The sequence below is a fragment of the Hominimerdicola intestinalis genome (assembly GCF_054655215.1).
The window spans coordinates 12,613-30,874 of sequence record NZ_BAAHNZ010000007.1; the positions used below are offsets into that span (position 1 = coordinate 12,613).

Below are 18,262 nucleotides of genomic sequence, written 5' to 3' on the forward strand. Positions count from 1 at the left end.
AATTTCACCTTTCAACTGGAAGTTGTATTTTTATAGTTTTTCTATTTCTTTCAATGCTTTTTGAATATCCTTATGAACTAAGGATTGCATACTATCGTCATAAATAGATATATCCGCCTTATGAAGTGCAGAAAGAATATCATTTTTTAATTCTGGCTTATACTTTGCAACAATCGGGAGCAGCTTAATACATTGTCTTGCCGTGATAGGTTTAACATCTGTAATGTGTTTCAAATATTTATCAATGATTTCATCAATTTTATAATCTTTATCCCATTTTGCATTATAGGCAAGTAGTGTAAGCCCTCTTGTACGGATATAAGAATTATCGCTGTCAAGCATATCACTTAATCTATCCACATAGGGATAGACACAATCCGTTTCTTTACTTTCTTTTTGTAATTCCTGTAATGCCTTATATGCAACATTATTATTTTTATTAAACAATAATTCAAATGTATCTGCTATATTAAGTGGCACAATATTCTCCTTAACGACTTCAGATTTTTCGACCAAATAACCTGAAATTTTTCCACCTGTCAAACTGGGACTTATCAGACAAAATATTCGGTCTCTATGAAGCTGACTTGCGGGCAGCAACCTCTGCGCAGACCAGCCTAGATATATGCTCCGCTGTTTCATTTGACAGCAGGAAGAACATTCCATCATTACGGCATTTTTTATGTATATTACCATTCAAGGCATAAATAAAGCCTTTTACGCAGGTATCGCTACAAGCATTGGGGTCTATCAGTTTCTTGCAGTCACGGGAAGTAGTCATTTTCTTTTGCATATCAGCAGGCAGAGAAGTGATTATATCCTCATACCTGCCAGCGTTGTCACCGTAAATTCGTGCTAAAACCCCCGACTTCCGAAACACCCAATTCATTACTGTTTTCTTCTCTAGCTGGTATGAAGCGGCGTAACCGCTCTTTGCTTCCTTAATTACAAGGTTACAGCCTTGCTCTATTAGTTTATTATTAAGTTTCTCGACAAACTCCCGGTGTTCTGGTTCAACTGCCGATAGAAACTCTCTGAATGAAACCTTTTCATTTGCCATTATCTTTTTCTCCTCAAATTCATAATTGTCTCTTCCTTAAATTATCATTATAGCATATCCAAGTGAAAATTATATGACAATATTCTTAAAGCCGCATAAAGTCATTAAGTTGCCCTTACTGCAGCGCACTGCACCGTTTGTCTGAATATCTTCGTCCAGCTGTGCCACAGAGATGTTTCCGATGTGCAAAAAAATGGCCCGGATTTCCCTGAACATTAAGAAAGCACCAACCCAATTAAGAATTGATGCTCATGTTGCTTTATTCTGTTTTTGAGTCAAAGATATATCAAAGCTTAGTCATAACTATTATTTCTTTTTGACCGGAATCCAAATCTCCGAATGGTAATTTGCGTCCTGTGTTCCATTTGGATATTTATTCGGATCATCATACATCTCTACACAATAACCTGCTGCAAACTCGTACTCCTTCAATGCCGGAAGCCACTCGGAAAATATTTTCTTATTAACATCCTGCAATGCTGTTGGCATTGGTCCGTCACAAGAGAATACTGCCCAAGTAAATTCCGGAATAGTGCGAATTTCAAAACCTTCCGGAATTTCCAATGTTGAGTTATAAATGTCAGCAATCAGATACTCAAAATCCTGATTGCCCATCTTCTCGTCAATGTTAATACCAAACATACCGCAGACGATTTTTCCGTTTCCTTTTTCATAATGCTCTTTCCAAAACTGCGGAATTTCCTGTTTGCAAGTTTCATAGTTAAATCTTTTTGCAGCTGCAAGTACTGTAAAACTGTTCTTTTTCTCAATTTTGTAACTCATAAGATAACCACCTTTCAATGAAATTTCTATTTTCAGCGGAGCGAATGTCTTAATCATCACGCTATCCTTTCGCACCATAGTCGGCGATATTCCATGAAATCTTGTGAATGCTTTTGTAAAACTGTCTGGAGATTCATATCCATACTTCATCGCAATATCAATGATTTTTGTATCTGATGTTGCAAGTTCGCCGCCAGCTAAAGCAAGTTTGCGATTTCTGATATACTCACCTACGGTATAGCCACATAGCATACTAAATCCTTTTTGAAAATAGAACGTTGACATAAAGACATTACTTGCCACATTATCAGCAGAAATATCATCGGTAATATGCGACTCAATAAATTCTATGCTCTCCTGTATTGTATCCATCCATTCCACTTGTATCACCTCCCGCTGTAAGACTATTGTATCTTATGAATGACTCTCTTGCCCGACAAAACTTGCACTATTTTGTCTTATCAGATATGAAAATTTCTGATTTACATCTTTGCATATTTTTCAAACCGCACATCAATATCCCGCCCGCCATACATTACACGGATAATAGTTATTAGCTTTTTATTTATCCGGGATATACAAAACAATCATTATCCACAGGCATGATTCGCAGTCCTCTGATGACTGAAGCTCGAATAGGATATACTGATAAAAATTGCGTAAATCGAAAATGTTTCCTTAATTTTCTTAGCTGTCCAGCTTTTCGCATATGCTCCCGTATCTGAAGGAATATTTACCTGTATTAATGTATACTAAAAAGTAAACGGGTATGAAAAATAAGGAAGTAAAAAAACAGGCAAGCAGGAGGAGTAAAAATATCATTAAAAAGCAACTCAAAATACACAGAGGGATTCAATGAGATGTGCAGAAACCCCTAAAAATACGGTATTTTAGAACAATTTACAAAAATTCGATTACGCTGTTTTGGGCTATGTTTTTGTAACCATAGCGGACAAAATATCCGACATACCCTTGTATAATATTTTTGATATGGAGTAAAAATTTATGAGCAGATACAAAAGCGAACAGACTGCATACAATCCACAGAAAAAGAAGAATATGCCGATTTGGAGACTTGGCACCAATACTGTGACATTTACCCACTTCAATACCGACACGCTCACTGAGGAGATCAAGTTCTATCACACAGACTTTATCAGGTATCATCTTCATTATTCTGACAATAAGTGCCCCGATAGGCTTTGCAAGCTCGTCAATGAGGGCAGAATTGTTCAGTACCTTGATGATCTGAAGTTACAAGTCAGTGAAGCAATCAATCGCCAAGTGGAGCTTTGGAAACAAACTGATAGTTGTTATCAAAGAACTGTCCTCAACGGAGATACCGAGAAAGTGCTTGAACTTATAGCCTACTTCATCAGTATGGCGAGAGAGAAATAGTGTTTGAGTGTATGGTTTATATTTGATTTTCAATGGCTGTGCTTTTGGGTGCATCCGTTGATATTACATTATTAAATATCATACTAGTCATAGAATAGTCATCTGTTTTTACGCCATTCATTACCAATATATCAGCAAAAGGAGTAACGCTGTAACCAATTTTTTGTGCTAAATCGTGAATATTATCCTCCATATCATTACCAAGTTTTTTTCCACAAAGTATGTATAGTCCTTTTATACGATCTTTTTCATGTAATGTACTAATTGAGAATAAATACTTATACACCAATTCCTGCAATTGATGAAGCCGAATATTTTCAGGTGTACTAAATTTGGCATCTAGGATAATATAATCGATCATATCGTTATATTCAATTCTTATAATATAGTCAGGGGTATATGTTTTCCCTTTATTACTGTTATCTTTTTTAGCGTTTGATGAAGTATTTCGGAATAAATCTAAACCATTGAATGCTCTGCTATCACCATACACTACAGGCTGAAAATACAGCGTGAGTTTACTATCACTATTGAAAAAAATGAATGTATTATTATATTTCATATCTTCATAGTAATTATTATTTACACAATAAGATATGCGTTTCGATTCTGTTAAAGCATAGTCGGTGTTTTCAGTTATATGAGACAACATTTTAATCAAACAATAGTATTCATATATTTTGCTTGTAGAGATAAAACTTAACAGCAATTCATCTTTTCCAAGATCATAATTACCTATAGAAAACCATCTATGTATAACTGTATATATCTGTCTATAAGCGTTTATAGAACGGAAAACAGGAGTGAAAACAGGAATCATCCTAACTGCATCTGCTGAAAGATTGAAAAGCTGAGTATAAAAATAATACAACTGTTGATATTTATTATGCAGAGATTTCAGGGATTCTATATATCCATTTATCCGTTTGATACTCCTTGAAAAAATCTGATACATTGAATCAATATATCCGTCTTGTGCAGAAGTTTTGTTTTTAAGATACGTTTTCTCCAGTAGACTTTTAATTGTTATATTGATCTCGGATACAATAGTTTTTAAAAAACCTACAATGATACGGTTTTCATAAACATCATATGAATATGAATTTCTTTCCACCAGCACTTTGTTAGGCTGATAATACTGATTATTATACCTTATTCCTGTGTCGTAATTAGCAACTGCAAGTTCATCAATATTATTTGTTATATACTGTATGGTTTTCCGTGAGATAGATTGTAGTTTATCGAACGAATCTACGGCTTCTGTTTTTTCAAGTTTACAGTATGGATTGGTTTTCAGATACTGATATGATTTTTTATAGATTTCAAGTGTTTGTTCCAGAAATGCAATTTTTGCTTCAAGTGAGATAGTTTCGTTGGCTTTAATTCCCGACAGTATCGTAGAATATTTATGTTCTTCGTAAAGATAATCCTCACAATTCTCATATATATATTCTATCATGTTTATAACGCCGTTGTTGATTTCGGAATCTGATACCAGTACAGCAACGCTTTTGGAGTCGTACTGTTTTCCGTCCAACCACACTTCTATTCTTATCGCACCGAAACTCTGTAAAAACGGTCTATCGCATCCTTTCAACCTGAACTGAATCCCATCCGCTCCTCCGCTACAGAATTCAGCATCATATGCTTCATCATTGATATACACTTTTGATGGAATAGAAGTAGCACCTGACAATAAAAACAAATACGGATTATCATTATATACAACTTCTTTGCCATTAGGTATATCAGTATATTCGCTTTCTTTGTCGGTTTGGAGTATTAATTCTATTTCTTCACGATACTTTGGTTTCAGTTTCAGTGTTATTGTATCCAAAGGAATCCCTCCTTACTCAGATTAGATACTGACAATAACCCATATTTCGCTCCTGCGTATCAATTATCTTTAGGATAGCATCTTCAGTCATGTTAAGGTTATACTCCTTACACAACTGTTTCAGTGAATCAAAGAAACGTTCATAAACGGAATAGTAACCATTGATTTTAGGCAGCAGTTTTTGTACCACTGCGAAATCCAGAGCTTTCTCTCTTGCAAGGGTATTAGGCTCGTCCTCCATAATTTCCTGAGCTGCCATCACATATTTTTTTATGCCTAATTGTGTACGTGGGCTAACGCTCATTCCATAATCATTGAATAGCTTATATATTTCTTTCATTCCCTTTTGTGTAATAGGATTCAGTTCCTCCGTCTTGGAAAACGCCTTAACAAAGTTGTCCCATGTGATTATCTCTGTTGATGTTGATGAAACATCAATACTATATTTAGGTTCAACTTTTGGCAGTTTTATGATGCAGGCTCTGTCAATAAGTCTTGGAGACAGTGTTTCGGTAGTCTGATCAGTGTTGATGGTAGCTACGAATTTAAGTGTTTCAGGAACATATAATTCTCGTTCCGCTCCTATATTTATATACATATCATTCAAAGATGATCTGTCCGTAAGGCGCATGAAATCTGCCCAATAATACTCTATGGGACTGAGATTTGCCTCATCAAGCATAATTATAAATGGATATTTGGATTTTTTCCTCTCTTCATCAAGTACTCGAAGAGCATCATATATTTTGCCATTGCTCTTATCATATTTTCTTGTCAGAGGATTATAGTATCCGATAAGATCTCTTTTGGAAGACCACCCACGCTCTACTGATACAGAAACAAAACGGTTTATCTCTTCCCCATACTGCAGCAGGCCAAGAGTTTCAGCGACGATATTGCACATTGATGTTTTTCCTGTGCCTGGTTCACCTGAAAAAATAGTGATAAAGTTCTGGGCGATACTGATGTAGATATTGATTATGTCATTGCGACTGTACTCTCTTCGTTCTTTAACATAATTTACAACATATTCTATAAGATCATTGTCACTTAATGTGGAAGGAGTAACTGAACTTATTCTTCCTAGCTTATCTTTATATTGCCTGCCTTCTTCTGTTGCATCCCACGATGCAGCTTGCCTCATCATTTCGCTTGAAATAAATGGATCAAAAGCTAAAGATGCCATCTCGGCTCTGCCCGATTTAATTGCATTGCTAACATCTGTACGTAATTCCTCTATCTGCCGTGAGTAATTATCTTTTTGGATTATCAGACCCTCATTGATATTCTGAAGTCTTTTTTGCTTTTCCTCTAATTCTTCTATATTTTCGGTTGTTTGAATTATATTATCCTTCTTTTCAAGTTCTGATGATAGCCTATAAATCTCTTCTTTTAGTTTTAATACTTCTTCTGAAGATGCAGTACCTTCTGAACTTTTTCGTAGCTCTACTATCTGTGCATTTAATTCTTCCTGTACTTTTCTCAACTCTTGAATAGTCTTATCAGCATCTTCACTTTTTCTTCTTTCTTCGATATATTTGCTCTGCAAGTCTTTATAAACATCTGATTCGATTATCATCTTATCGGATGGTGTTTCCTGATAGAGTTTGAGCAGAGACTCAAAAACCTCATGCTTCTTTTCTTTAAACCTCTCAACATTATTGACTATTTCTACAAGTCTGTCAAGACGTTTTGAAACGATCTCCTGTGGCAATTCAGCAAGAAAAGGGGAATTACTGCACAGATGAGAGAATTCTTCTGGGTTATTTATTGCAAGTTCAATTGACACATCATCGGCTATTTTTTCAAGCAGTATCTCATCTGTGATTACATCTTCAAACTGTTTATTCTTCGGGGAAGTTTGAATAAATCTGGTGTACGTTGGATCTTTATAATAAGCTTGCTTCTCAAGCTCTATAACATCTACATCTGCTAAATTGAAAAAAGGAACAAGATAGTTATTTTCACTGGCTAAGGTATTGACGTAGTATCTTTCATCATATTGCCTGCGTGATGCTTTAAAAGGTCCATAGTGTTTTTCATTATAAAATAGAATTACCATTTCACCATCAGTAATATTTGTTTCAAGAAGATTAATATTACCGCTTATAAAGGTCTTATCTGAAATACTATCTGCTTCATTGTGAACAACTTTATATATTCCATATTCGTCTGCATAGCGAATAATATCATGCAATTTTTTACCCTGTTGAAATAAACGTTGCAAATCAAGCTTGACCTGATAAGTAGAATTGTCGTTTTCTTCCAAATCACAATTGTCTATTTCTATTACATACACATTATTAACATACTGATCTTCATCAATATCTGTGGTTATATCATCGAGAAACGATGCAGCTCCGCCGGTATAAGGATTATAAGCAAGGTTTATTCCTCCGTTTGTAGGGTAATCAGCTTTGAGCTTGTCACCAGGTATCTCTTTAAGCCTTCCATTCTCATATTCATACTGAGGGAAGAAATTATAAAATGTATTTCTTTTCTCAATTCGTCCTAATAATTTCATCGTATTCACCTCGTCATTATTTATATCAGCTGATGGTGTTTTAGCTTCTTCTGTAGATACACCAGTATCATTCTCTGATGCAGGATCATTTCTCTTTGGAGCAGGTGGCATTTTTTCTATCTTCTCTCCATTAAGTATACAATCAAATACCTCAGAGTCTACAAAAGAATCAAAATATTTATCGTCATTAGATGACCCGTCAATTCCGTCCTCATAACACCACCTGAAGAAAAAAATTGCAATGTAGCTCTTATTATCATCTTTAATACTGTTAACTATTTCATCGTAAGTAGTACTTTCAAGCTCAAGGGAAATGTGCGGCATGATGGCTTTGTATGCTGTATCGGCAAAGATTTTTCTGAACTGTGGTGACATAAGCATATCAACTTTTTTCTTAGTCGACTTGAGTTTAATTATCCTTCGCTTATCTTCTCTATTAATGGGAAGTGTACTAATAATATTATCAAGTAAGTCTTGCGGCAATGATTGGTAAAACAAGATAACTTTTTCAAAGAGTTTTTCTTTATCAAGCATACGAATTCACCTCACTTTATAAAATGATAAATTCTGTTTAATTATAACACTTTTTGCTATAAAAATCAATAGAATTCTACATGTTTTTTGTACGGCAAATGACTCATGAAATTTATCATTGTAATAGACATAATTGCAGTAAACCTTTTTACCAGAATAAAGAGGAATAATTGGCAATATCGCCGAATCATTTAATTGCGTTACAGATAGCGGTGGAAATATAAACAATACTTCTTTATTCGTAGAAGTAAGAAGATAACGTCCTCTATGCGGTTTTCCGTTTTTAAAGCTTCCCAGTTCCCGAAAGCCGCATTTTTTTAATAATATTTCATTAAAACGCCCCTTTTGAGTATAATATCCAAGTTTATTATATTATACTATAATTTATCGTATTTTTCAAGACCTTTCGTTATGATAAATTAATTATAAATAATCAAGTATGAGCATAACATCATCTGACTATATTACACCTCTCCAAAATCTCCTCCGCCAAAGCCTTCATCTCAACCCGATACACATTCCCACGTTCTTCAAGCTCGCCAACGGACAAACCATTGCGGATAAGATACTTTTTGAGCCTGTCCATATCAGCTTTTCTCCTCCTGATCCTGTTTAAATTAATCAAAATCGGCAGGATATTGCGTGTATATTTTTGCTGTACGAAGAGCCTTTACAAATTGGCGGACATAGGTATCATAATTACTTTTAACCATTGAATACTCCTTAGCATATCCGTCATAAACCTTCTTTTTCTGCTTTTCGTGGTCAGACTTGCACTCTGCACTGTGACAGCATACAGCGTCCTCGATGTCAATGAAATTTTTCTTGCAAAATCCACATTTACAAATAACCCACTTATTCCGATGTACAATCTGCCCCAGTTCCGCAAACAGTACAGTGAGTGCATTGTCGCTCTCACGGAACACATTGAATGTGTATTCGTCTGTTGCAATAATCGTCCGCATAGACTCTACACAAAAATACTCAATATTACAGCGATAATCAAAATATGCATTACTGCACAGAAGATTCAATGTGCTGTCAAAACAGGCATTGATACGCTCAGAAATATCTGAACATATTTTGTTTCTGTTCAGCTTGGTTTTTACAATATCATCAGGATTCAAAATCTTTTGCCGTTCTGCATCATATAACTCCGTTACAGCCGTCACAAACCCACGAAAGAAAACATTTTCCCCATGTTCAGCAGTAAACCTTGCAAGCATTTCCTCGGTACACGCAAACAACTGTGAATTTTGTCACGGAATGTGTCGAAAATCTCGGTGTTTTCGGTAAAAATCTTGTGCTGATACATCAGTTCATCAATAGTATAAATCCTTGCATTCAAAACGGCACAATGCAGACTTTCATCAATATTTATAACAGACTGTGCGAGTTCAATTGTGCGGTCTTTTTCATTTATACAGTTAATTGCAGTGGTTTTCATTTTTAGCACCTCGTTTTCTGTACTTTGTTTTTATATCATTTCATACGCAATATATCAATAATTTTGCGTATCATATATATCTTTTGCGTATATACTTGCGCAAATACGCAATGTCCCAACACCTGAAAATCTGCCATGATATGATGAAATTGTCAGCGAGAGAAAGAAAGTTGCAGGCTGTTTCTTAATACAAAATAATTTTTATGAATTTTTTGATAGTTGTATAAAGCAATGCAATTTTTACCCTCTTGAACCCTATATATAGAAGACGTTCCCTCACAAAATATTACAGAAGGGGCTTGATAATTTGAATGAACTGACCAAGTGGGTGCCGCCCACTTCACTCCGAGGCGGAAAAGAACCAACCCTGCCTTTTCCTGTAAACGCACTGCCAGCCATACTTCGTGAAATGGCACAAGGCATAGCGAAAACGACCTCCACAGATGTTGCCATGGCAGGCACAACAATACTCTCGGCAATAAGTTATTGCTTTACCGAAATGTATCGTATGTGCGGTAAAGCAGACCACACCGAACCACTTGTACTCAATTCACTCACCGTTGCCGAACCGAGCTTTAGGAAATCTCCCGTTGTTTCTATGGGGAAACGTCCCTTTGTGCAGTTTACACAGGACTGGAATGAAAATCACAGGACGGAAATTTACAAGGTACAGGCTGAACGGAAAATTCTTGAAAATCAGATTTCTGCTCTTTAAAAAAGATGATGACGCAGACGCTGATTTCATATCCGTACTCACGCACTTTGGCAACATGCTCACCGTAGATAATCTCTGCTCCTTTTCTTATATCCTCAACGATACAATTATGAGGATTTTTTATAGCGAATTTTAAAAGCTCCGCATTACCACGGTCAGAGTTCCAATCAGGCTCATATAAAAGTGTGTGTCCATAGTCAAAAAATAAGCCTTGTTATAGCGTCAGCCGAGGAAGGCGTTGCAAAGCCCGGCAAGAGAATTTTTCTAAGAGCGTTAGATCGTGCGGATGTATATCCGAAAATGCTTTTATGATTGGGGACAGGCTTGACAATGATATTGAGCCTGCTAAAAAGCTTGGAATGAAAACTATATGGGTTAGACAAGGCTTCAGCGTATATCAACAGCCTATTAATGAATTTCAGAATGCGGATTATGTTGTGGAGAAATTGCAGGATATTTTGGAGGTGCTGAAATGAAAACACTTACAATTTGCGGCAGTATGAGATTTAGTGATGAGATGAAAGATATAGCTTATTATCTTGAAACTGAGAATAATTATAATATTTTTCAATGCGTGTATTGCCCTGATAATATTAAGCCCAATGATGATGAATTGAAAACACTTGAAAAAGCTCATTATAGAAAGATTGATTTAAGTGATGGAATTTATGTTGTCAATATAGGCGGTTACATTGGTAAATCAGTTCGTAATGAAATTGAATATGCGAAAAATAGCGGCAAGGATATCATATATCATTGTGGGGAGGTGCTATTATGACAAAACCCGAAATGTTATATATTGCATGAGTCCCCGGTTTTCAAGACGGGACTGCGTTCCTAAGCTCTGATTTGCAATTATGCCTATCTTGCAGCCGTACTCCGATAAAGCCTTAAGAACACTTTCAGCTTTGAGATAGAGCTTTTCATCCTCTGTATGCCAAGGTGTTTTTGTAAGTCCGAAAAAATTTATTGCTTCAATATCACCCTTGAGATTCTGTTTTGCAAAGAAAAACCGTTTCTCGTTGAACTGCTCAAAGGTAATGTCCGTTTCTGTGATAGCATTTCTGATTCGGTGGTTATAACATTCTGTTTCGTCTATCAGCGCTGAGCCAACATCGAAGAACAGACATATGGATTCATTCATTACAATTCCTCCTAAAAAACTATATTATATCAATTTAAATACAGCACATAACCCTGATATTTCAACACAAAACCATTCCTCATATAATATATCTAATAATTTCATTTTGCCTTACTGATCCTTACTATAAAAACCCTCATATAATTATCACAGAAAGCCGAAACGGAGCATCCGAATTCGGCTGCACTTTTATATTGAACTTTTCCGAAAATTGTGGTATAATACCATTACGAAATCGTAAAAAGGAGAACAGCTCATGCTCATAAACAGCAATAAAGCAAATGTGAAAAACATAAAAAGGAAATCAATAGGCACTCACTTTTCAATGTGCGTCCAGCCTGCATTTATCATCGGAACAAACAATGAAGACGGAACATATAATTTTGCGCCTATTACTTGGGTAAGCGTTACAAATGAAAAAGATAATGATTATTTATTGGTTGTCAGTATGTTTGGAACAAAACGGACTAAACAAAATGTCATCAGAACAGGTAAGCTAAGCGTTAATTTAGTAAGTAAAGATATGCTTGAACTTATGGATTATTTCGGAACACATCACGCTAAAGATGACAGCAAAGATAAATTTTCTTACAATGTTTGCAGAGGCGAAGTTCTAGATGTTCCTATTCTTGATGCAAGCCGTTGGATATATGAATGCGAGGTAATTAAATCTGTTGATACGGGAGAGTCAACCACATTCTTCTGCAAGATTATGAATATTCAGGTTGATGAAAATATTATGCTCAGAGATATTTTTGATGTAGATTTAACTAAGCTTGACCCTGTTATTTATTCAGGAATGTATCACAGTATCGGTAAACTGCTGGGCGAAATCGGAGATTTTTCAAGATAATTGTAATATATGTATGATCCGCAACCGTGCAAATTCGATTGCGGCTATGCTTTTATGTTGAACTTTATTAAATTTTATGTTATAATTGGAAATAACACATAACCCTTATATTTCAACACAAAACCGTTTCTCGTTGAACTGCTCAAAGGTAATGTCTGTTTCTGTGATAGCATCTCTTATTCGGTGGTTATAACATTCTGTTTCGTCTATCAGCGCTGAGCCAACATCGAAGAACAGACATATCACATCATTTCGTTATAATTCTATTTTCATTTGGAACTGCTGTTTATAACCACTTGGTAAACCATTGTATTTGTATTCCGATAACGCATCTTTAAAGTTATCCAGTAATTGCTCTTCATTAAATTTCTGCGAGCCACTTAGCATAGCATATTTTACTAACTTCCACCTTTTCGTACCATTATCAACATCACTCATTTGAAGTGTAAATAAATATGTGTTTAGATTATATATAAACACAAATAATTCTTCGTTAGACACATCATGATAAGCACCAACATTTATTAGATATGAATTTCGGTCATGATCTACCGTCCAAAAATTTGGTACTAACACTTTATTTAAATAAAGTGGATTATTTATTTTTCTCTTTTCAAACGCCTCTTTTTGCAGTATAGTAAGTTTTTCGTTAATATAAGCCATAATCATTCTCCTTTTAAACATACTGTATCAACAGCTTTTCTTATTTCGTCACCGACATATTCATTTCTGTATCCTTTGTAATCCAGTCTAGCTAATTCTACACAAAGATGATAAAGTATCTCTCTTTTTGTTTTACTATCTATTTCCTCGTTTTCATACGGCTTTGCCCATTTGATAGTTTCTTGTTTGTTAAAAGAATCATCTAATATTGCTTCCCATTTAACAATTAAAGTCCTGCCATCAAAAGCGTCAAAACCCCTCAACTCGATTATTATTGAATTGGATGCAAACAAAACCTTCATTACCGATATATTCTTGTCAAATTTCTTTTCTTTAGCCATAATAATTCTCCTTTTCTTAATTTTCTTTTGTCAAATCAGCATAAGTAATGCTAATAGATTTTATAGTATCATCATCATTAATTTCCACACAAATCCTCTGCTCATTTATTATACCACCAATACTATCAGAATCATTTACAGTCCCATAATAATACGAACCATATTTATTTATCTTAACTGGCTCACCATATTTGCCAACAACATCCTGTTTTGTTGACTTTATTGGGAATAATCCATCTATTGAACAATCATTAGTTTCAATCGTCAGATTATATATAATTCCATTGTCCTTTGCTCCATCAAAATAATTCTCCAAACCAGCAACAAACATTTCTTCGCCATTATAATAAATATACGCTAATCCGTGACCTTCATCACAATATTTTGTATTCTCATGTTCTTTCCATGTCCACCCATCTTTTAAATCCTTTAACGCCATAGGAATTTCAAACGGCTGACCTTTGATGCTAATTTGTTTGCGAACATATTCAATATCGAATGTTCCTTGTTCCGGTACAGATATTTCCGGCTGAATCTCAGTTTTGCTCTCAGTATCGCTATTTGTACTTTCCGATACCGATTCGGAAATACTGCTTTGTGTACTTCGGCTTTTATCATTATCGGACGATAATGTGTTTTCAGAATTTTTGCAGGCTGTTAAATTAGAAACCAAAAAGGCAGCCGCCATAAATAAAACAAGTTTTCTTTTCATAGAACCTCCATCTAATTCAGTAGTTAAAATTATTGATATTATTAAGTATTATATAAATAATCATCTTTTGTAACAATAAATGATGCACCATAATCCAAAAAGTATTTGTTAACTTGATTGCTCATATTAGACTAACCCCCATATCTTCTTTGTAGTTATTATCAATTCTAAGAATATTTTGCCATAATCCATTCTCGCAATTAGTACCTAAAAACTTTTTACAGTTACGAAGTTGAACCTCATTAGTTCTGAGGGCATTCTTTAATAAGAAAAGAATATTCTCATCTTCGATTTTAAAAGGTGCTAAATTTTTATCATACTTGTTAAATTGACGTCGTATAATCATAAAAGCTACCCAAACATTTATAGGCGTTCCCTTAATCAACTTTAAAAGTGCTTGTTTAGTTTTCAAAACAATAGTTTCATCATTAGTATTTTTATAATATATATATATTCCTTTTTCTACAATGCGTCCGAAATCCGTAGGAATATTAGTAGGTATATCCCTGTTTCCCATAACTGAATATCCATTTTCTCCACATAGGAATTCAGCAACCTCGTCATTTTCGAATGCTTTTTTTGTAAGTTCAAGCAGCTCTTCATTTGTAATTTGTTTTTGCAATTTCATAACATTTCCTTTCTCGCCAAACGACGAATAAACATTTTTTATTTTTATATCAATTATTATAAAATATCACTTAATATACCTATATTAATTAAAATATTAGCACAATATACACAATAATTCAAGAGTTTAATTAATAATTCTTGGCAATTTTTAAAAAATCTATAATTTGCATAAAATTAGCAATATATTTTTAGCAGATTTAGGCAATATTTTGTCCCATTTTTCTTCTTGATCCCCAGAGTCTGTTTCTTTTATAAATTTGGTAAAAAAATAATTCAATCAAAACCACCCGTTAAACGGGTGGTTTAATAAAGCCCTATAAGGGTTTGATACTGACACTGCCCCTTAAGGGGTTTTATTATTTCTTTTTATACTTTTCTCCTGTAAATGGATCAGTTGTTTCAAATAGCCTTAACTGATCGCTTGCAATATCCTCCTGCAACTGATTTCTTATGTACTCTTCTATTTTCTTTTTGTTCTTTCCTACTGTATCCACATAGTAACCTCTACACCAAAAGTGTCTGTTTCCATGCTTTACTTGAGATTTGCATGTCGATCGAATATCATCAAAGAACTTTTTCCTTTTAAATATCCCATTATCTGCGCCACACTGTATTTGGGCGGTATTGCTATCAGCATATGAATGTGATCCGCACACGCTTCTGCTTCTATTATTTCCATCCCTTTTTGCTCACACAGCTTTCTAAGAATTTTTTCTATATCGCTTTTTATCTGATTATATATCACCATTCTTCTGTATTTTGGGGCAAATACCACATGATACTTGCAATTCCACTTCGAATGTGCTAAACTTGATATACGTCCTTGTCATGACGATGACCTCTTTTGGTTTTAGTTAGGCTCGCAGACCTTAACTTATTATACCATTGGAAGTTTCTTTTTTCTACTCATAGCTAAAGCTTTTTGAAACCACTTGCTATACGGGTGGTTTTCGTTACACAAAAAAACTGACTCCGCTAAAAAACGGAGTCAGTATGTCGTTTAAAAACTAATAATTACCTACGGTTGACGCTTTCTATTCTGTTTGCAAATCTTAACCGTTCATAATCCCCCTATTCCTCGGACGTATGCAAAATCAAGGGACAACTATAAGCATTTTGATAATATCGGCAGATAAGCTTTTATAGGTCAGGTCAATTTAATAACTCTATATTTTCTTAAAGTGCTGTATAATCAGAGTAAGCAGTACAAACGCCATATTATAGCATATTACCAAAGATGGCGTGATCTGTGAAAACGCTCCCAGAAGCATCATAATGATCGATAGAACACCGCCAAGAACCGCTGCTCCCATTTGAACCGCTATTCCGAGATTTGTAATAAACTTCAGCCTTTTAGCTCCGATTAAAAGCATTGCAAAAGATGGGAAATGTCCTGAGCAAAGCATTGAGGAAGAAATTTTGGGAATATACTCTGTCTGATTTTCGTACTCCTTATGGAATCTGAAAGGAAGAAGCTTTATACTGTTGGGAGTTATTCCAAAAAGCTCTGAGAGGAAATTAACGCTTATAAATCCGTCAGCCGTCCTGACTACTGCGGTAATACCCTCTTCCTCCAGCTCCTGAAGCCATCTCGTAACTGAAAGACTGGCGTTTGCCTGAACTACGAACAATGTAGAAACAACTCCGGATACAGACAAATAAAGAACAATATTTCCTTTAGCGTACTCCTGTTCCTTTGCCTCAGTAGGTATTCCCTCTATCGAATGATTTTCCATAAGCTCTCTCGTTCCGAGCAGAACACGCTTGTTTTCTATCCAGCCCGAAAGTCCCAGTCCGTCCTCATAAATATAGCTTTCAACCGGATAAAGCATTTCCGTTTTTCCTCTGAGCATTTTATAAAAGGTAGGCTTCAGTACGCTTCCCGCCTGACAGGCAAGGCTTGCCGCCATAAGTATACAGTCCTCTATCCTTGCAGAGCTTAGAAGCTTTAAATTTACGAAATCAACCATTCCGTTAGGAAACAGCTGCTCTGCGTCAACCAGCACTGAATTTGTATCTGCAAATTCTTCAACCGACGAATATCCAAGCATTACGCCCGAATACTGTAAGAACTTTTTCTGTGCCCTGCCCATCGGCACATTTACCACAAGCATGAGAGCCAGAGAGGAGCACATTGAGATAGTCCCTGACATTACTGCAAGCAGAGTAAAGAATTTCTCTGTTCCGCCCGAAGCTCCCTTTTCAAATATCAGCGAAAGTAATCCCACTAAAAGTCCTGCCAGAAGTATAAACGGTGCAGTTTTCTTGGCAAAACCGTCTGATATATCTGCTGAATAAGAGTTTTTCATAAAGTCATTCACAAATTCGGTTTTTCTCATTGCCGCCAATTCCGGAAAATCGTTGAGCGCACCCTTTGTAAACTTGCTTGCAACATCCTCGTCGTTAATATTGACCAGAGCATAGCGCTCGTAATCCCCTGCCGCAAACCGGAAATTACGTTCCGTTTTCTTTACGATCATCAGCTTTCCAAGCGTATTGAATACAAGTCCGAAAATCGCCGCAGACGTATACACATGATAGAAGCTTTCCCTTACAACGGACGGCTCAAAAAGCGTGATTATTCCTGCAATAACTGACATAAAAATCCCTATTGCCGCAATGCTGTCGCAGTCGGCTCTGCGCTTGAACAGATTCTTAATACCGCCAGACAAAACGGTATAGGAAACCGCTATCGAAATAAGACCCAGTATAGTATTTGTAAAAAGATATGCCGAAGGACTCATTGTCTTATCGAAAACTTTAACAAGAGGCAGAGAAAAGTCGTTGGCAAGCGTTATAAGCAGGCTGAAAACTCCTGTAAACATAAGTACGCACATACGCATAACCAAATTGCTTTTTACCTGAAGAATATCTCTTAGTATTCTAGGAGCTTCATCAAAGCTTTCAAACTCCTTCTGAGCTGCTTCACCGTCCCTCTGATCCGCATTTTCGGCTGAATTCTCCTCAGTTTTAAGCTTAAAGCTGTCTATCTTCTTTTGTCTTCTTTCAGACAGCAGACGCGATTTTTCCTCATATGTAGCGTTTTCAGGTATATCTGCCGCCTTATCGAACTCCTCCGTTTTCGGGATTATTTTACCGGTAAGACCCATATCTATATCCTTTACTGTAGGTCGGCTTACAGGTGAAACGTCATTGTTCTTCTTTACCGTTCCGCGCTCTTTTTTCAGCTTCATAAGATTTTCGATCACCTGAGCGTTTTCCTCGCTGCGCTTCATATCACGCTCTTTTTCAGCTCTAATAGAATCTTCAAGTTCCTTGATATTTACTCTTTCCTGCCCGGTCTTCCTTTTGAAAAGCCTTCTGGCAGGGTTTTCATAAGCTTCCGCAGGATTATCCTCTATAACTGCACTCGCCTGTACAGCCTCTTCCCTGCCGCTCAGTCCGCTCTCAGTTTCCTTCGCTGTAAAAATACTTTCACGCATTTCATCTGCACCTTTAATTACGGGCATCTCAGAGGTATTTAAGATTTCTTCGTTTGCTTCTTCTACAATTTCGTCAACACTGATATCGTCATTTTCATTTCCGCCGACGGCAGATTTGTTGGAATACTCAGCCACTATATCTTCTAACGAAAATTTATCAGCCAAATTTCTCACTCCT

General features: G+C 35.8%; 19 protein-coding genes and 1 pseudogene. 5 read left to right on the forward strand and 15 right to left on the reverse strand.

The window, feature by feature from the left end:
- Positions 1 to 30 precede the first annotated feature (30 nt).
- The 3 genes from ACYQ0H_RS07530 to ACYQ0H_RS07540 form a co-directional block, all read right to left on the reverse strand.
- Positions 31 to 543 (reverse strand): SufBD protein, encoded by a 513-nt coding sequence (locus tag ACYQ0H_RS07530; RefSeq protein WP_459812224.1) that lies wholly within the window; start codon positions 541 to 543, stop codon positions 31 to 33.
- A gap of 31 nt (positions 544 to 574) precedes the next feature.
- Positions 575 to 1,060 (reverse strand): hypothetical protein, encoded by a 486-nt coding sequence (locus ACYQ0H_RS07535; RefSeq protein ID WP_459812225.1) that lies wholly within the window; start codon positions 1,058 to 1,060, stop codon positions 575 to 577.
- A 306-nt stretch (positions 1,061 to 1,366) separates the two neighbouring features.
- Positions 1,367 to 2,224: an AraC family transcriptional regulator gene (locus tag ACYQ0H_RS07540; protein ID WP_459812226.1), complete on the reverse strand. Its 858-nt coding sequence runs from the start codon at positions 2,222 to 2,224 to the stop codon at positions 1,367 to 1,369.
- 624 nt (positions 2,225 to 2,848) lie between these two features.
- On the opposite strand from ACYQ0H_RS07540, the gene ACYQ0H_RS07545 reads away from it, so the two are divergent.
- Entirely contained in the window at positions 2,849 to 3,241 is a 393-nt protein-coding gene (locus ACYQ0H_RS07545) for a hypothetical protein (RefSeq protein ID WP_459812227.1), read from the forward strand.
- Between the two features lie 16 nt (positions 3,242 to 3,257).
- Here ACYQ0H_RS07545 and ACYQ0H_RS07550 read toward each other — a convergent pair whose 3' ends face one another.
- From ACYQ0H_RS07550 to ACYQ0H_RS07570, 5 genes are all read right to left on the reverse strand, one after another.
- Positions 3,258 to 5,078 (reverse strand): DUF2357 domain-containing protein, encoded by a 1,821-nt coding sequence (locus ACYQ0H_RS07550; RefSeq protein ID WP_459812228.1) that lies wholly within the window; start codon positions 5,076 to 5,078, stop codon positions 3,258 to 3,260.
- Positions 5,079 to 5,094: 16 nt separating this feature from the next.
- Positions 5,095 to 8,136 carry an AAA family ATPase gene (locus ACYQ0H_RS07555; RefSeq protein ID WP_459812229.1) on the reverse strand — a complete coding sequence of 1,014 codons (3,042 nt, stop codon included), beginning with the start codon at positions 8,134 to 8,136 and terminating at the stop codon, positions 5,095 to 5,097.
- 451 nt (positions 8,137 to 8,587) lie between these two features.
- Positions 8,588 to 8,722, reverse strand: coding sequence for a hypothetical protein (locus ACYQ0H_RS07560; protein ID WP_459812230.1), 135 nt, complete (start codon positions 8,720 to 8,722; stop codon positions 8,588 to 8,590).
- Between the two features lie 31 nt (positions 8,723 to 8,753).
- Entirely contained in the window at positions 8,754 to 9,263 is a 510-nt protein-coding gene (locus ACYQ0H_RS07565) for a hypothetical protein (RefSeq protein ID WP_459812231.1), read from the reverse strand.
- Positions 9,264 to 9,304: 41 nt separating this feature from the next.
- On the reverse strand, positions 9,305 to 9,583 hold the full coding sequence (locus tag ACYQ0H_RS07570; protein ID WP_459812232.1) for a hypothetical protein: 279 nt from the start codon (positions 9,581 to 9,583) through the stop codon (positions 9,305 to 9,307).
- Positions 9,584 to 9,890: 307 nt separating this feature from the next.
- Between ACYQ0H_RS07570 and ACYQ0H_RS07575 the strand changes: the two genes are divergently transcribed.
- From ACYQ0H_RS07575 to ACYQ0H_RS07585, 3 genes are all read left to right on the forward strand, one after another.
- Positions 9,891 to 10,298 carry a DUF3987 domain-containing protein gene (locus tag ACYQ0H_RS07575; RefSeq protein ID WP_459812233.1) on the forward strand — a complete coding sequence of 136 codons (408 nt, stop codon included), beginning with the start codon at positions 9,891 to 9,893 and terminating at the stop codon, positions 10,296 to 10,298.
- A 308-nt stretch (positions 10,299 to 10,606) separates the two neighbouring features.
- Positions 10,607 to 10,774, forward strand: coding sequence for an HAD family hydrolase (locus ACYQ0H_RS07580; RefSeq protein ID WP_459812234.1), 168 nt, complete (start codon positions 10,607 to 10,609; stop codon positions 10,772 to 10,774).
- Positions 10,771 to 11,076 (forward strand): hypothetical protein, encoded by a 306-nt coding sequence (locus ACYQ0H_RS07585; protein WP_459812235.1) that lies wholly within the window; start codon positions 10,771 to 10,773, stop codon positions 11,074 to 11,076. Before ACYQ0H_RS07580 ends, ACYQ0H_RS07585 begins: the two co-directional genes overlap by 4 nt.
- Here the strand turns inward: ACYQ0H_RS07585 and ACYQ0H_RS07590 are convergent.
- A complete protein-coding gene (locus ACYQ0H_RS07590) occupies positions 11,071 to 11,442 on the reverse strand; it encodes a hypothetical protein (protein WP_459812236.1) in 372 nt (123 codons plus the stop codon). The genes ACYQ0H_RS07585 and ACYQ0H_RS07590 overlap by 6 nt on opposite strands.
- Before the next feature lie 256 nt (positions 11,443 to 11,698).
- On the opposite strand from ACYQ0H_RS07590, the gene ACYQ0H_RS07595 reads away from it, so the two are divergent.
- Positions 11,699 to 12,295, forward strand: a complete 597-nt coding sequence (locus ACYQ0H_RS07595; protein ID WP_459812237.1) for a flavin reductase family protein — start codon at positions 11,699 to 11,701, stop codon at positions 12,293 to 12,295.
- Positions 12,296 to 12,550: 255 nt separating this feature from the next.
- On the opposite strand, the gene ACYQ0H_RS07600 is transcribed toward ACYQ0H_RS07595, so the two are convergent.
- From ACYQ0H_RS07600 to ACYQ0H_RS07625, 6 genes and pseudogenes are all read right to left on the reverse strand, one after another.
- Positions 12,551 to 12,958 (reverse strand): hypothetical protein, encoded by a 408-nt coding sequence (locus tag ACYQ0H_RS07600; RefSeq protein ID WP_459812238.1) that lies wholly within the window; start codon positions 12,956 to 12,958, stop codon positions 12,551 to 12,553.
- Between the two features lie 2 nt (positions 12,959 to 12,960).
- A complete protein-coding gene (locus ACYQ0H_RS07605) occupies positions 12,961 to 13,299 on the reverse strand; it encodes a hypothetical protein (RefSeq protein ID WP_459812239.1) in 339 nt (112 codons plus the stop codon).
- A 16-nt stretch (positions 13,300 to 13,315) separates the two neighbouring features.
- The gene (locus ACYQ0H_RS07610; RefSeq protein ID WP_459812240.1) at positions 13,316 to 14,011 is read right to left on the reverse strand and encodes a hypothetical protein; all 696 of its coding nucleotides are present in this window, start codon (positions 14,009 to 14,011) and stop codon (positions 13,316 to 13,318) included.
- A gap of 121 nt (positions 14,012 to 14,132) precedes the next feature.
- Entirely contained in the window at positions 14,133 to 14,639 is a 507-nt protein-coding gene (locus ACYQ0H_RS07615) for a hypothetical protein (RefSeq protein WP_459812241.1), read from the reverse strand.
- Between the two features lie 358 nt (positions 14,640 to 14,997).
- Positions 14,998 to 15,458, reverse strand: a pseudogene (gene tnpA, locus ACYQ0H_RS07620) (IS200/IS605 family transposase).
- A 349-nt stretch (positions 15,459 to 15,807) separates the two neighbouring features.
- A complete protein-coding gene (locus tag ACYQ0H_RS07625; RefSeq protein ID WP_459812242.1) occupies positions 15,808 to 18,249 on the reverse strand; it encodes a hypothetical protein in 2,442 nt (813 codons plus the stop codon).
- Between the last annotated feature and the right edge of the window lie 13 nt (positions 18,250 to 18,262).

What these genes read in the sequence shown, in the direction of transcription:
- ACYQ0H_RS07605 (WP_459812239.1), bottom strand. Translation starts at nt 13,299, where the DNA reads ATGGCTAAAGAAAAGAAATTTGACAAGAATATATCGGTAATGAAGGTT.
- ACYQ0H_RS07555 (WP_459812229.1), bottom strand. Translation starts at nt 8,136, where the DNA reads ATGCTTGATAAAGAAAAACTCTTTGAAAAAGTTATCTTGTTTTACCAA.
- ACYQ0H_RS07600 (WP_459812238.1), bottom strand. Translation starts at nt 12,958, where the DNA reads ATGGCTTATATTAACGAAAAACTTACTATACTGCAAAAAGAGGCGTTT.
- ACYQ0H_RS07590 (WP_459812236.1), bottom strand. Translation starts at nt 11,442, where the DNA reads ATGAATGAATCCATATGTCTGTTCTTCGATGTTGGCTCAGCGCTGATA.
- ACYQ0H_RS07615 (WP_459812241.1), bottom strand. Translation starts at nt 14,639, where the DNA reads ATGAAATTGCAAAAACAAATTACAAATGAAGAGCTGCTTGAACTTACA.
- ACYQ0H_RS07535 (WP_459812225.1), bottom strand. Translation starts at nt 1,060, where the DNA reads ATGGCAAATGAAAAGGTTTCATTCAGAGAGTTTCTATCGGCAGTTGAA.
- ACYQ0H_RS07610 (WP_459812240.1), bottom strand. Translation starts at nt 14,011, where the DNA reads ATGAAAAGAAAACTTGTTTTATTTATGGCGGCTGCCTTTTTGGTTTCT.
- ACYQ0H_RS07595 (WP_459812237.1), top strand. Translation starts at nt 11,699, where the DNA reads ATGCTCATAAACAGCAATAAAGCAAATGTGAAAAACATAAAAAGGAAA.
- ACYQ0H_RS07560 (WP_459812230.1), bottom strand. Translation starts at nt 8,722, where the DNA reads ATGGACAGGCTCAAAAAGTATCTTATCCGCAATGGTTTGTCCGTTGGC.
- ACYQ0H_RS07570 (WP_459812232.1), bottom strand. Translation starts at nt 9,583, where the DNA reads ATGAAAACCACTGCAATTAACTGTATAAATGAAAAAGACCGCACAATT.
- ACYQ0H_RS07580 (WP_459812234.1), top strand. Translation starts at nt 10,607, where the DNA reads ATGATTGGGGACAGGCTTGACAATGATATTGAGCCTGCTAAAAAGCTT.
- ACYQ0H_RS07545 (WP_459812227.1), top strand. Translation starts at nt 2,849, where the DNA reads ATGAGCAGATACAAAAGCGAACAGACTGCATACAATCCACAGAAAAAG.
- ACYQ0H_RS07585 (WP_459812235.1), top strand. Translation starts at nt 10,771, where the DNA reads ATGAAAACACTTACAATTTGCGGCAGTATGAGATTTAGTGATGAGATG.